The sequence below is a fragment of the Clostridium sp. DFI.5.61 genome (assembly GCF_024462915.1).
Classification (GTDB): domain Bacteria; phylum Bacillota; class Clostridia; order Oscillospirales; family Oscillospiraceae; genus Lawsonibacter; species Lawsonibacter asaccharolyticus.
On sequence record NZ_JANGBZ010000021.1, the window covers coordinates 39,825 to 52,527 of the forward strand.

Annotated in this window: 10 protein-coding genes; 5 read left to right on the plus strand and 5 right to left on the minus strand. The window is 54.0% G+C overall.

The genetic code is table 11. The features are described 5' to 3' along the window. Nucleotides 1-6 precede the first annotated feature (6 nt). From NE584_RS11255 to NE584_RS11270, 4 genes are read right to left on the minus strand one after another with little or no spacing between them, the layout of a single operon-like run. Nucleotides 7-1,848: an S-layer homology domain-containing protein gene (locus tag NE584_RS11255; protein ID WP_256182849.1), complete on the minus strand. Its 1,842-nt coding sequence runs from the start codon at nucleotides 1,846-1,848 to the stop codon at nucleotides 7-9. A gap of 17 nt (nucleotides 1,849-1,865) precedes the next feature. Beyond that, nucleotides 1,866-3,062, minus strand: a complete 1,197-nt coding sequence (locus NE584_RS11260; RefSeq protein ID WP_256182850.1) for an ABC transporter permease — start codon at nucleotides 3,060-3,062, stop codon at nucleotides 1,866-1,868. Further along, nucleotides 3,059-3,793 carry an ABC transporter ATP-binding protein gene (locus tag NE584_RS11265; RefSeq protein WP_050625051.1) on the minus strand — a complete coding sequence of 245 codons (735 nt, stop codon included), beginning with the start codon at nucleotides 3,791-3,793 and terminating at the stop codon, nucleotides 3,059-3,061. Before NE584_RS11265 ends, NE584_RS11260 begins: the two co-directional genes overlap by 4 nt. Continuing rightward, entirely contained in the window at nucleotides 3,790-5,484 is a 1,695-nt protein-coding gene (locus NE584_RS11270) for an efflux RND transporter periplasmic adaptor subunit (RefSeq protein WP_256182851.1), read from the minus strand. Before NE584_RS11270 ends, NE584_RS11265 begins: the two co-directional genes overlap by 4 nt. Nucleotides 5,485-5,683: 199 nt before the next feature. Here NE584_RS11270 and NE584_RS11275 point away from each other — a divergent pair, with 199 nt between their 5' ends. Together NE584_RS11275 and NE584_RS11280 are read left to right on the plus strand one after the other, a co-directional pair. Next, the gene (locus NE584_RS11275; protein ID WP_050625049.1) at nucleotides 5,684-6,361 is read left to right on the plus strand and encodes a response regulator transcription factor; all 678 of its coding nucleotides are present in this window, start codon (nucleotides 5,684-5,686) and stop codon (nucleotides 6,359-6,361) included. After that, on the plus strand, nucleotides 6,355-7,599 hold the full coding sequence (locus NE584_RS11280) for a cell wall metabolism sensor histidine kinase WalK (RefSeq protein WP_050625048.1): 1,245 nt from the start codon (nucleotides 6,355-6,357) through the stop codon (nucleotides 7,597-7,599). The genes NE584_RS11275 and NE584_RS11280 overlap by 7 nt, the downstream gene beginning before the upstream one ends. Before the next feature lie 1,081 nt (nucleotides 7,600-8,680). On the opposite strand, the gene NE584_RS11285 is transcribed toward NE584_RS11280, so the two are convergent. Further along, a complete protein-coding gene (locus NE584_RS11285) occupies nucleotides 8,681-9,394 on the minus strand; it encodes a GntR family transcriptional regulator (RefSeq protein WP_050625047.1) in 714 nt (237 codons plus the stop codon). Nucleotides 9,395-9,709: 315 nt separating this feature from the next. Between NE584_RS11285 and NE584_RS11290 the strand changes: the two genes are divergently transcribed. Genes NE584_RS11290 through NE584_RS11300 form a run of 3 tightly spaced genes read left to right on the plus strand, consistent with a single transcriptional unit; the run spans nucleotide 9,710 to nucleotide 12,669 of the window. Beyond that, nucleotides 9,710-10,519, plus strand: a complete 810-nt coding sequence (locus tag NE584_RS11290; RefSeq protein ID WP_050625046.1) for a BtpA/SgcQ family protein — start codon at nucleotides 9,710-9,712, stop codon at nucleotides 10,517-10,519. A gap of 11 nt (nucleotides 10,520-10,530) precedes the next feature. Further along, the gene (locus tag NE584_RS11295) at nucleotides 10,531-12,078 is read left to right on the plus strand and encodes an FGGY-family carbohydrate kinase (RefSeq protein WP_256182852.1); all 1,548 of its coding nucleotides are present in this window, start codon (nucleotides 10,531-10,533) and stop codon (nucleotides 12,076-12,078) included. Between the two features lie 30 nt (nucleotides 12,079-12,108). Then, nucleotides 12,109-12,669, plus strand: a complete 561-nt coding sequence (locus tag NE584_RS11300; protein WP_256182853.1) for a TRAP transporter small permease — start codon at nucleotides 12,109-12,111, stop codon at nucleotides 12,667-12,669. Nucleotides 12,670-12,703 lie beyond the last annotated feature (34 nt).

The window sequence follows — 12,703 nt, forward strand, 5'->3', positions numbered from 1 at the left end:
ATCCGGTCAACTTTCCAGCGCCGTCGCGATGATGATCCTGATCTGTCTGCCTGCACTGCTGCTGGAATTGTTGTACCAGCCGGTCAGCGTATAGTCCTCCGCATTGACAGCGGAAAGGGCAGTCAGGTAGTAAGAACCGTTTTTACGCAGGTAGACCTGCACATCATCCGCAATGGCGTACCTCTGATTGGAGGCCATAGCCCAGCTTCCGGACAGCTCCGTCAGCTTTACGGACTTCATTCGCTGCATGGTCTGGATGCTGCCGTCGGACTTATAGGCGATGGCTATGCCGCCGGTCTCCACAGGATACTTAACGGAAGCAGAACGCAGGGTCTGTTCAGTGCCGTCTACCAAATAGGTGTAGGTGACATTGATGGACATCTCCTGGGACTGATCCTCCAAATCGGTCAGATAGGCGTAGGTCCAGAGGTCTCCAGTTACATCATCCAGAATAAGATACTCGATCCTGCCTTCCTCGTTCAGTCCGTAATAACGGATGTCGTCACTGTCCAGGCTCATCCCGGACAGACGGGAGGCATCCACGGCAGCAGCAGTACCTTCGCTGCTGGTATCCAGGATCTCAACATTGTCCGCAAAGGAAAGATCGCCGAGCTTTGTAGCAGTGCTGTTCACCTTACCGCTGGTATGCTTTTCTGTCAGTGTTTTTATGGTCACGCTGCCCTCGCTGACATTGACAGAGACCAGACGGCCGGCCTTATAGTCCATGGCTTTGTCCACCGCAAAGGTTTTTGCCGTGCCATCTGTGCAGAGCACGGTAACATTGGTCTGAACTGCGGCATTTCCGTCCTCGGCGACCACTTTTTCAGAGGATTCCACCATCCCATAGTACACCGCTTCCACGCTGGTCCCAGTGAGCACATCCACCACGGAACCGTCCATCCCCAGCAGCAGCGTCACGATGGTGCCGGCTTTGCCTCCGCCCAGCGCAGACAGCTTATAAGTGGCGGCAGAGCTGCCAATTTCATAGGCAGCGCCGGCTACCGTGACGGAAGTAGGAGACGTGGCGCTGGGAGACAGCTCCGTGATCTTGCCGGAGACCCGGTTGGTGTAGATCCACAGCGTGCTGCTGCCCTGATCATAATAGTAGACATCGTACTGATTCAGTACGGCGGAAGAGGAAATTTCTCCGTTTCGGTAGACTGTTGCAGGCTGGAAGGGCAGAGAGGTGGAACTGTTCTCAGCTACATAGGGGCCGCTGAGGTTTTCCAGCGTCAGGGCGGTATAGTCCACCTCTCCGTTGGTCACTGTATAACCCAGAGTCTCGGCATAGATCTGACCGCCGCTGGTTTTAGCTGTCATCAAATTGGAGAAAAGTGCAGCGCAGTCCCGCCGGGCCATAGTGCCGCCCTGCTTCAGGCTGATCCCGTCCCGCAGGCCCAGTGCTGCGGCCTTACTCAACTGAGCGCTTGGGAACGAGCCGGCCAGAGCAGAGGTGTCGTAGCCCAGCAGCTTCAGCACCGCGGCGCACGCCTCCTCCAGCTTTACTGTTTCATCCGGCCGGAAGGTCCCGTCGGTATAGCCGGTCATCCAGCCCTCTGACACGGCGCAGCGGATATACTCCGAGGCCCAGTAGCTGCTTTTCACATCCCTGAACAGGGAATATCCGCTGCCCTCGCTGCTGACGCTATCCTTATAGGAGGAGGCTGCCACCAGCATTTTGGAAAACTCCGCCCGGGTAACAGGGCTTTCCAGATCTGTGCCGTCCAAAATACCCAAAGCCTGGACCATCTGGACTGCGCTGTCTCCGCCGACTGCGGAGGCCGGGGACACCAATAGCGAGCAGAGCGTGCACACAGCCAGAATGAGAGAGAGAACTTTTGATTTCATATAACAGATACCTCCTATCAGTCATACCGCAGGGCTTCGATGGGATCGAGGCGGGCGGCTCTTTTTGCGGGCAGATAGCCAAACAGGATGCCGATGCCGGCGGAGATCCCAAAGGCTGCCAAGACCGCCGTGGCCGAGGGAGAGACGGTAATGGCCGTCTCCATCAGCCGTTTGATGACCTGTGTAGCAACCGCCGACATGAGATAGCCAAGGATGATGCCCAGCCCTCCGCCAAGGGCGGAGGTGGTGGCGGCTTCGATCACAAACTGCCGCAGGATGATGCCCTCCCTGGCCCCCAGGGCCTTGCGGATACCGATCTCCCGGGTGCGCTCTGTGACAGAGACCAGCATGATGTTCATAATGCCAATGCCGCCCACCAGCAGAGAGATGCCGGCGATGGCCGCCAGGATGGCGATGACCATATTGACCATGCTGGTCATGGTGTCCAGCATCTCCGCCATGCTGACCACGGTATAGGCGTCTTCATCCTGAAAAATTTTGTAGAGAGCGGTTTCGATGGCCTCTTTCCCCAGGGTGGCGTATTCCTCATCGGTCACGGTCACAGTATAGCTGCTGATGGTGCCGGTAAAGGACAGGCGGGCTGCGGTGGAGTAGGGGACATAGACGCAGTCGTCCGTGCCCCCCTCCTCCATCTGCTCCGCCTCCTGAGCCATAACGCCCACGATGGAAAAGGTGGTGCCGCCTACCTTCAGACTCTGGCCCACGGCATTCCCGCCAAAGCAGGTCTGGGCCACATAACTGCCCACCACGCACACCTTTTTCCGGTTGACGATGTCCATATACTCGATGCCCCGGCCCTGAGCTACCTCGTAGCCCTTCATATCAAACCACGTCTCCCCGACACCGGATACGGAGGTGGAGCTGTAAGTGGTGCTGCCGATCTTTACACTGCCTGTCATGGACACAGTAGGCGAAATCTGGTCCAGATAGCCGGCGTTGTCCTCCACGATCTGATACATCTGCTCCTCGGACACGGTGCGGGAGGTCCCACGGCCCATGATGGACACCGTCAGGGTGTTGGTCCCCATCTCCGCGAAGCTGTCCTCCATATATCCGGCCATACCGTTGCCCAGGCCCACGATGACGATGACGGCGCACACGCCGATGATGATGCCCAGCATGGTGAGAAAGGTCCGCATTTTGCTGCCGGAGATATTTTTGACAGCAAGCGTAAAAGTCTCCCAGAGGCTCATGACGACACACCTCCCCTTAGGCCGGGGGTCACCACGGCCTCCGGCGCGCGGGCGTCCCCATCATAGACTACATGGCCGTCCTCCAAGCGGATGATCCGCTGGGCCTGGACCGCAATGGAGTTGTCATGGGTGATAAGTACCACCGTGTTGCCCTGACGGTGCAGGTCCTGGAGCATCCCCAGCACCTCCCGGCTGGTGTGAGAGTCCAGGGCACCGGTGGGCTCGTCGGCCAGGATGACGGCGGGACGGCCGGCCAGGGCCCGGGCGATGGACACCCGCTGCTGCTGACCGCCGGAGAGCTGATTGGGCAGGTGGTGGAGCTTGTCGCCCAGGCCTACCTGCTCCAGTACCTCTCGGGCCCGCTGCCGGCGCTCCGCCTTGGGGACGCCGGCATACATCAGCGGTACCTCCACATTTTCCAGCAGGTCCAGCTTGGGCAGCAGGTTGTACTGCTGAAAGATGAACCCCAGCAGCTCGTTGCGGATCGCTGCCAACTGATTGGTATCCATCTGCCCTACGTCCCGTCCGTCCAGCAGATAAGTGCCGGAGGTGGGGACGTCCAGACAGCCGATGATGTTCATGCAGGTGGATTTTCCGGAGCCGGACTGGCCAACGATAGCCACAAATTCCCCCTTTTCGATGCGCATGGAGATGTGGTCCGCCGCCCGAACTGTGGTGTCCCCCATCTGATAGGTCTTGCAGACCTGACGAAATTCGATCAGCGCGCTCATCCCGGGAACCCCCCTCCGGGGCCGCCGCCGCTTGGCATTCCGGCGGGCATATCGCCGCCCATGGCGCCGGGCATCCCGCCCATCATCATGCTGCCGGACTCTGTGGAGCGGGTGACATACGCTACGGTGTCCCCCTCCTGCAAACCGCTGAGGATCTGGACATAGCTGTTGTCGCTGATGCCGGTCTCCACCTGCACATAGACGTAGCCCTCGGGCGACTCCTGCTCCACGGCGCTTTCCGCACTGGGAGAGTCCTGAGTGATGAGTACCAGAGAGGTGTTCCCGCTGCCCCTGGTGACGGCGCTGCTGGGGATGGCCAGGGTATCGGCGGCCTCCTCCAGCACGATCTCCGCGTCCACATTCATGCCCGGCAGCAGGCCGTCGGTCTCGTCGATACGGACGGTGACCGGGTAGGAGGTGATCCCGCCGGAGGTGGTGCCTGCCACCGAGACCTTGGTGACCACGCCGGTAAAGGTCTTGCCCTCCACCGCCTCCGCAGTGATCTGAACCGTTTGTCCCGCCTCCACCGTGGAGATGTCCAGCTCATCGATGTTCAGGGTCATCTCCAGATAGCTCAGGTCGTAGATGGTACACAGGGTCTTGCCGGATTCCACGGTATCGCCGGCCTTGTATTCCTTGTCGATGACGGTCCCGCTGATAGGGGATGTAATGGTGTAATTCTCCAGCTGCTTCTGTGTGTTCTCCATGGACAGCTCCGCATTTCTCAGGCTGTCTGCCGCGTTTTGGAGCTGATCTTCCAAATCATCACCGCCCAGAGTGATCAATACCTGTCCCTTGGAAACAGCGCTGCCTTCAGAGACGTGGACCGCGGCGACAGTCCCGCTGGCGCTGGCCGTGACCGTGCTCTCTGACTGGTAGGTAAAGGTCCCGTTTCCGGCGCTGCCCAGACCGTTGACGGAGGCTGTGGCTACCTGAACTGCACTGAGCCCGCCGGGATTTTGCACGGCGATGGTCACATCTCGGGTAATGGTGTTGCCGGTTCCGACGGCATTCCCGCCGGAGATCGACTGGACTGTACCGGTCAGCGTCTCAAAAGAGCCGTCCAGTGTCACCTGAGCGGTCTGCCCCACGTGGAAGGTAGCAGCGTCCTCAGCGGGGAAGGGGACGGTCAGTGTCATGGTGCTGTCGTTGCGGATGGTGGCGATGGTCTGCCCCTGACTGACCTCGTCCCCCTCTTTGACATCCAATGTGTACAACGTACCGGAGGAATTTGCCTTGACTATCTGGTTTTCCGCCGTGCTCTCATAGCTGCGCTGGGCCTGAGACAGGGAGATCTGCGCCTTTTCGATGTTGGCGGCGGCGTCCTCGCTGTCGATCTCATAGAGCACGCTGTCCTGTTCCACCATATCGCCCTCCTCAAAGTCCGCAGAGAGGACCTCGCCTTCGATCAGGGTGGTCACAGTATAGGAATTGGCGGGCTGGAGGGTACCGCTGCCGGTAAGAGAGTTGGTAATGGTCCGTGGGGCGACCTTTTCCTCTGTGTAGGTGATTGCCGCCGCTGAAGGCCCTTTGCTCAGCAGGAATTTTCCGGCGAAGGCCAGGATCAGAAGGAGAGCCACAATGAGGAGCGACCACCGCTTCCCGTGCTTGGGGCGAGGGAGACGGTGTGTTCGCTTTTTCGTTTGCTCTCCCTGCACTTGGTCGTCGGACTTTGGTTTCACTAAGGTCATATGCGAGAAACTCCTTTCGTGCCGCACTTAAGTTCTGGAGTGATACGGCAGATGATATCTGATGATAACACCGTTTGCTGAATAGACACTGAAAATACGCGGGAAAGTGCTGCGGATCTTTCTGCTTTTTCAGCTTCGATTCAGTATTTTTGTGTAGTATAATATCAAAAAGGAATACCGCATCCCATCGGAGGCTGTTATGAAAGTACTAATAATTGAGGATGAAAAACTGCTGGCGGACTCCATCCAGTCGGTTTTAGAGCGCAAGGGCTTTGAGGTGGAGTGTGTCTACGACGGTGAGACCGGGGCTGAGTATGCGGAGCTGGGGATCTACGACCTGCTGATCCTGGATGTGATGATGCCAAAAATGAACGGCTGTCAGGTGGCCCGGGAGGTGCGGGCCAAGCGCTGCGGCACCCCTATCCTGATGCTCACCGCCCGCTCAGAATTGGAAGACCGCATCGAGGGGCTCAATGCCGGGGCTGACTATTATCTGACCAAGCCCTTCGATATCCGGGAGCTGCTGGCCTGCATCAATGCCCTGCTCCGACGGCAGGGGCCCCAGGTGGATCAGGTGACCCTGGGAAATACCGCTCTGGATCTGGGAGCCTGCACCCTGATCTGCGGAGAAAAGCGGGTCCAGCTCTCTGCCCGAGAATTTGACGTGATGCGCATTCTCCTGCGCTCCCAGAGCACCATCCTCTCAAAGGAAGTAATCCTGGCCCGGGTGTGGGGATATGACTCCGATGCGGTGGAGAATCATGTGGAGGTCTATGTGGGCTTTCTCCGAAAAAAGCTGCACAGCATCGGTTCCAATATCCGCATCGAGGCAGTCCGGCGGCTGGGCTATCGTCTGGAGGTGGATGAGGAATGCTGAAACGTCTGCGCCTTCAATTTGTCGCGGTCATCATGGTGATCGTCACCATCATGTTGTGTACGGTCTTTGGAATGCTCTATTTTTTTACACGGAGCAGCCTGGAGCAGGAAAGCTTTGCCATGATGCGCGCCGTTCCGGTAGGTATCATGGCCCCTGATCGTCCGCTTGCCCCCTTTGCACGCCCGGGTGAACAACCGGAGCAGGTCCGTCTGCCCTTTTTTGTGGTGCAGGAGGCGGAGGACGGAACACTGACTGCTGCCGGTGTGGGATATTATGACCTGTCTCCTGGAGAAGCCTTTGACCAAACTTTTTTGCAGGAACTGATCCAGGAGGTGGAGCGGGTGAACCGCCCATCCGGGGAGTTGAAGCAGTATCATCTGCGTTTTCTGCGAGTAGACGCTCCGTTTGGACAGAGTGTGATTTTTGCAGATACCACCAGTGAGCAGTCCACCTTAAACAATCTGGTCAAGAACTGCATCCTCATCGGCGTGCTCTGCTTTTTTGCTTTTCTGGGGATCAGCATCAAACTGGCCGCCTGGACAGTGAAACCGGTGGAGTGGGCTTGGCAGCAGCAGCGCCAGTTTGTCTCCGACGCCTCCCACGAGCTGAAGACGCCCCTTACCGTCATCATGACCAATGCGGAGCTGCTGCAAAGCGAAGAAAATGACCGGGACAGCCAGGTGCGGTTTTCTGCCAACATTCTCACCATGTCCCGGCAGATGCGGGCCCTGGTGGAGCAAATGCTGGAGCTGGCCCGGGCGGACAGCGGCCAGGGAAAGGCGGACCTGAGGCCGGTGGATCTGAGCACTTTGGCAGCGGACGCTCTGCTGCCTTTCGATCCGGTGTTTTTCGAGCAGGGGTTGATGCTGTCCAGCCAACTCGCCGAGGGGATCAACGTCAACGGGGATGCCGGCCGGCTCAAAGAGGTGCTGGATATCCTGCTGGACAATGCCCGGAAATATACCGAGCCGCCAGGAACTGTGAACGTCCGTCTGGAGCGATGGGGGCACCACCGCTGCCGGCTGACTGTAAGCAATCCCGGCCCGCCTCTCTCGGCGGCGGAGCAGAAGGATATTTTCAAGCGCTTCTATCGGACAGATCCAGCCCGGAGCCGGGACGGCAGCTTCGGTCTGGGCCTCTCCATCGCCCAGCGCATCACAGAGGAGCACCACGGGCGCATCTGGGTGGAGAGCAGCGGTGGATACAATCGCTTCACCGTAGAACTTCCGGCCCGGTGACCAGAGAATCAAAAAAGTTTGTTGGGAACGGAGTAGCTACGGTTCGACTTTTTGCTGCTTCAGTGTAGCGCAATGCTCTATAGTATCCAGGGCCTGTCGGCTGGTTTCTTTGTCTCGGCGTCACGTTTCCTGCATGTGGCCGGCGTCCTCTTGGTGTTGCTTCCTTCGGTACTTGACCACGGAGCGAGCCACAGACAAAAAACGGGGCTCCGGCGGTGGGGTTCTGCCGGAGCCCCGTTCAGGTAGCATAAAAGACAACCACCGGCTATGACGGCGGTCAAAAATAGCTTATAGAAGAGTAAAGTAAAGATTAAACTATGACTGATTCTATAAAATATTCCCGGTGTTTTTAGCTCGGGTAAACCCAGCTACCATAGACAAGACGGGTATGCATCCAGAAGACAAGAGCGGTGCTGATTAGAAACCAGGCGTCAAACACCACGCTGTCAACCCAAAGAATCAGTTCTACAGACATCGATCCTCTCTCCTTTGTGAGTGCAGATTCAGCAGTTTTTTCTCATGGTCGTTCTATACTGTAGAGAAAAAGAAGAGGGCGCCGGATAAGACCCGGCGCCCTTGCTATGTCTACATTATAAAAGTCGGCTATTCAAGAGCCAATCTGCAAAAATTATCCATTTTTCAACAACACGATCAAAATCTTCCAATAACTCATATAGGTAGTCAACATCTTTCGTATTGCCAACATTGTCGTGGTAATATCGAAATAATGAAACTCACCTAAAGGCACTGTAACATAATCGAAAAATACCCGGTCATCTACCCCTGCCTCCATCAAAACAGTTCTGCGCTCTTGCCACCTCCTCATCAAAAATCACTTCCTGATACAGTACCTGACGAGAGTATTGTAACATAAAAGCGAAAATAGCAGAAGTACTGAGTTCTACTGCCCTTGGACAGCTGAATACCTGCTGCCGGAGTGCATACAACGTAAGGGAATCATCGCTATGACCCGCAGAGGAACGTACTGACTGGGATGATGCCATAGAAGGCCCGGCGCAGGAAGGCAAATAATATGCAGCAAGTCATTTTATGAGAGAAAGTAAATTTGTTATCAGTTTTCTCAGAAATAGAGTTCAAATCTATCCCCAACAATTAGTTGCAAAGAGCGGTGGCACGGTGCTCCCGATGCATCGTAGGATACGCACGCGATAGAAATGAGCGGATATCCTTTGGAAAGAGAGAGGTACTTTGCCTGCTCATAGGTAGCATAGACCTGCTTCAAGGTTTTTGTTCCTGTCCCGGTAAAACGAATGTGGTACTTTTCGGCCAGGACCATAATCAGGGATGTGTCATTTAAATCCTCTTCAATAAGAAAAGAGAACCGTTCCGGGAAGCGGGAAAATTCGATAGCGACCGGCTTATCGTTTGCATATCGAATTCTCTCCAGTACTACAACTTTTGAGCCTGCTTCGATACCCAGTTCCTTTACATCTGAGTCAGTGGCGTCTTCAATGACTGACTTGATTGTACGTGCCCCTGGGACTAGACCTGCAAACTGACAGATCTGTGTGAAGCTTGAGTTTTCCGAAATGTTTCTGCGGAGAGAATGATCTGCTACAAAAGTGCCTCGTCCGCGATGACGAATCAGCAGGCCATCCTGTTCAAGCTCTTTCAATGCTTTCCGGATGGTAACTCTGCTGACGGAAAAGATATCCGCAAGAGCACTTTCTGTTGGTATCTGCTGCCCGCAGGTATAAACTCCGGATTTTATCTGCGCCAGAAGTGTATCTTTGATTTGCAGATACAGGGGGCCTGACATTGTAGTTGTTTGCATAAGCTTCCTTCCATTTACACTTTTGTTGCTTATTTGTATTATATATGAAAGAGATGAAAAAGTAAATACCCTTATGAAAAAGTATTATTTATATTTTTTGATTTTTCAAAAAGCTATTAATAATATGCAAAGAACGACAATATAAACTAAAATTGAACAAATATAGACGATGAAAAATGTAAAAAACAACAAAGATACAAATTTTTATAAGGGGGGACCTGTATTGACATCCCAAAGAGAAAGGTATATTGTATTAAATACAAACAAGACAAATTGCGTGGGAAATCCACAAAACGAAAAGTGAAGGTGAAATATATGTGGACTGAAGACCTGTTTCGAGTGAAGCAGCCTGTAATCGCGCTGCTTCATCTGCGTGCCCTGCCAGGAGATCCGTTGTTTGACAAAGAAGGTGGACTCCAGAATGTGATCGACATTGCCAGAAGGGAGTTGCATGCGCTCCAAGACGGCGGGGTGGATGGTATCCTGTTTGCCAATGAGTTCAGCCTTCCTTATCAGCGCAAAGTCGATTATGTCACGGTTGCCTCTATGGCTCGTGTGATTGGCGAACTGCGCAGTGAGATCGCAGTTCCTTACGGTGTGAATATCGCGTCCAATCCCATGGCGGCTATTGATTTGGCCGTGGCTACCAATGCGCAGTTTGTTCGCGCAGCATTTACCGGTGCCTACTTGAGTGAAGCGGGTATCATAAACACGGATGTAGCTCAGGCGGTCCGCCGTCGCCTTTATTTGAACCATACAGATATTAAGATGCTGTTCAAGGTAAACCCGGAGTCGGATGTTTACCTTGCAGAACGCAGCCTCCAGAAGATCACTAAGTCCATCCTTTTCCACTGTTTTCCTGATGGACTCTGCGTATCTGGTGTCAGTGCCGGTTCTGAGACAGACGATGATATCCTGAAGGATGTCAAGGCGGTTGCTGACAGTGTCCCTGTTTTTTGCAATACTGGCTGTACTGCACAGAATGTGGCACAGAAGCTCAGCGTTGTGGATGGAGTCTGTGTGGGCACAGCATTTAAGAAAGACGGAAAATTTGAAAATCAGGTGGAACTGCAGCGTGTCGTCGAATTCATGGATGCTGTGCGTGCATACCGCGCTACAAAATAAAGGAATTTGTCATGAGTACTGGAAATGCTCCTTATTACATGGGAATCGATGTGGGGACATCAGAGACAAAAGGGCTTCTGATCGACCGGAACTGCAGAATCGTCCTCCAGAGCTCCATAAAGCATAGTATGGAACACCCCAAGCCCGGTCAATATGAGCATGACGCAGAACGTGTCTGGTGGCATGACCTCTGCATTGTTGCTAACACCCTGATTCGAGACTCTGGAGTGGAGGCAAAAGAGATCGCAGCGCTTGGGATCAGTACACTCGGGTCTGATTGTCTGCCGGTAGATGAAACCTGTAAGCCCCTTCGGAAAGCCATCCTTTACGGCATTGATTCCCGTGCACAGGAGGAAATTGAATGGCTAACAAACTACTATGGCACAGAAGAGGTGAATCGCCTGTTCGGACGGCCCATTTGCACCGGCGACGTAGCGGCAAAAATTTTATGGATCAAACATCACGAGCCTGAGATTTATAAGCGCACCTATAAATTCCTGACCGGCTCATCCTATCTTGTTGCGAGACTGACCGGAAAATATGTGATAGACCAATTTCTAAGCCAAGCCTCGTTTCGCCCTTTGTATCGAAAGGATGGCAGCATTTGTGAGGAGGAGTGCCAGCTTTATTGCAGTCCGGAGCAGCTGGCGCAGACTATGCCGGCCAGCGACATAGCTGGTTTTGTGACCAAAGAAGCGTCCTTGGCCACAGGACTTGCAGAGGGCACTCCCGTGATTACCGGGACGGGGGATTCTTCTGCAGAAGCGATCAGTACCGGCGTGCTTGCGCCGGGGGACATGATGATTCAGTTTGGCTCGACCCTGTTTCTTTACTACTGTAGCGCAAAACCTGTTCAGGATGAACGCATGCGCGGCAATAACTTTCTGATTCCAGGTACATACAGCCTGGCCGGCGGCACCAATACCTGCGGTGCCATGACGCAGTGGTATCGGGACATCCTGTTTTCGGACTATCTGCAGGAAGAACAGCAGGGCGGGAAAAACGCATTTGCAAGGATGCCGGAGGGAATCGAAGAAATCGCCCCAGGAAGCGAGGGCCTGATTACACTGCCTTATTTTGCGGGTGAGAGAACTCCTATCAACGATCCCAAAGCCAGGGGAATGATTTTTGGGTTAACACTTTCTCATACAAGAAAACATTTGTATCGCTCGGCTTTGGAAAGCGTTGGTTATTCCGTACGTCAGCACCTGGAAGTGCTGAGAGACCACGATCTTCCGCTCAAGAAGCTTATGGCTGTCGGCGGCGGGACTAAGAGTGCCGTATGGATGCAGATCGTATCCGATATCATCGGATTGCCCATCAGCGTTTCGGAAGTGTCTGTGGGAGCTGCATTTGGAGACGCGCTGATGGCCGCACTTGGGACAGGCCGTTTCAACAGCTTCCGGCAGCTCAACGAAGTCATTACCACCGCCCGAATTTATCAGCCGGACCAAGAACGGCACCGTCAGTACGAGCGTTATTACAAACTCTATTGCGAACTTTATAACCAGACGAAAAATATGATGCACAGGATAGGAGAGGTGGAAAGCGTGCCTTAAGGAGATACAACTTGGATAGGAGGTAATTTTATGGAAGGACAATATATTCCTGAAGGTGCACTGGGAAAGGTATGGCGTGTGCTTGACCGCTGCATTATGTTCACTACAGTCGTTGGTTCGCTGGCTTCTGTTATGTTCATCGGCGCCATGTTCCTAAATGTCATTATGCGTTACGTGTTTAGCAGCCCCATCTGGTGGTTCGATGAAATGATCATTGCACTGCTGGTGTGGTATTCAGCTCTCGGCACAGTTGTATGCTATTGGACTAATGAGCATGCAGTTATCCACTTCTTTTTAAAATTCATCAATCGTACCGGGAAGCTCTTTTTCATGTTCATCCCGCACGTGGTTGTGGCAATCACGTCACTGGTTTTCGTTTCTGGGGGAATCACACTTTTTGGCCTCCAAGTGACCAAGCTGCCCCAGGGAGGTCTTCCGTTCACCAAAGCCTATTACTATGCGCTGCCCATGATCGTCATGGGGGCAATGATGACAATCTGTGCAGTATATCGTATCGTCGAGTACATTTTAACGCCAAAACATGTGTTTTTGGATCGCTTCCAAAAACTTCAGGACGAAGTCTGCAAATAAAAAGTCAATAGGGAAATAAAGCAAAATTGAGGAG

What these genes read in the sequence shown, in the direction of transcription:
- NE584_RS11280 (WP_050625048.1), top strand. Translation starts at nt 6,355, where the DNA reads ATGCTGAAACGTCTGCGCCTTCAATTTGTCGCGGTCATCATGGTGATC.
- NE584_RS11255 (WP_256182849.1), bottom strand. Translation starts at nt 1,848, where the DNA reads ATGAAATCAAAAGTTCTCTCTCTCATTCTGGCTGTGTGCACGCTCTGC.
- NE584_RS11285 (WP_050625047.1), bottom strand. Translation starts at nt 9,394, where the DNA reads ATGCAAACAACTACAATGTCAGGCCCCCTGTATCTGCAAATCAAAGAT.
- NE584_RS11290 (WP_050625046.1), top strand. Translation starts at nt 9,710, where the DNA reads ATGTGGACTGAAGACCTGTTTCGAGTGAAGCAGCCTGTAATCGCGCTG.
- NE584_RS11275 (WP_050625049.1), top strand. Translation starts at nt 5,684, where the DNA reads ATGAAAGTACTAATAATTGAGGATGAAAAACTGCTGGCGGACTCCATC.
- NE584_RS11300 (WP_256182853.1), top strand. Translation starts at nt 12,109, where the DNA reads ATGGAAGGACAATATATTCCTGAAGGTGCACTGGGAAAGGTATGGCGT.
- NE584_RS11260 (WP_256182850.1), bottom strand. Translation starts at nt 3,062, where the DNA reads ATGAGCCTCTGGGAGACTTTTACGCTTGCTGTCAAAAATATCTCCGGC.
- NE584_RS11270 (WP_256182851.1), bottom strand. Translation starts at nt 5,484, where the DNA reads ATGACCTTAGTGAAACCAAAGTCCGACGACCAAGTGCAGGGAGAGCAA.
- NE584_RS11265 (WP_050625051.1), bottom strand. Translation starts at nt 3,793, where the DNA reads ATGAGCGCGCTGATCGAATTTCGTCAGGTCTGCAAGACCTATCAGATG.
- NE584_RS11295 (WP_256182852.1), top strand. Translation starts at nt 10,531, where the DNA reads ATGAGTACTGGAAATGCTCCTTATTACATGGGAATCGATGTGGGGACA.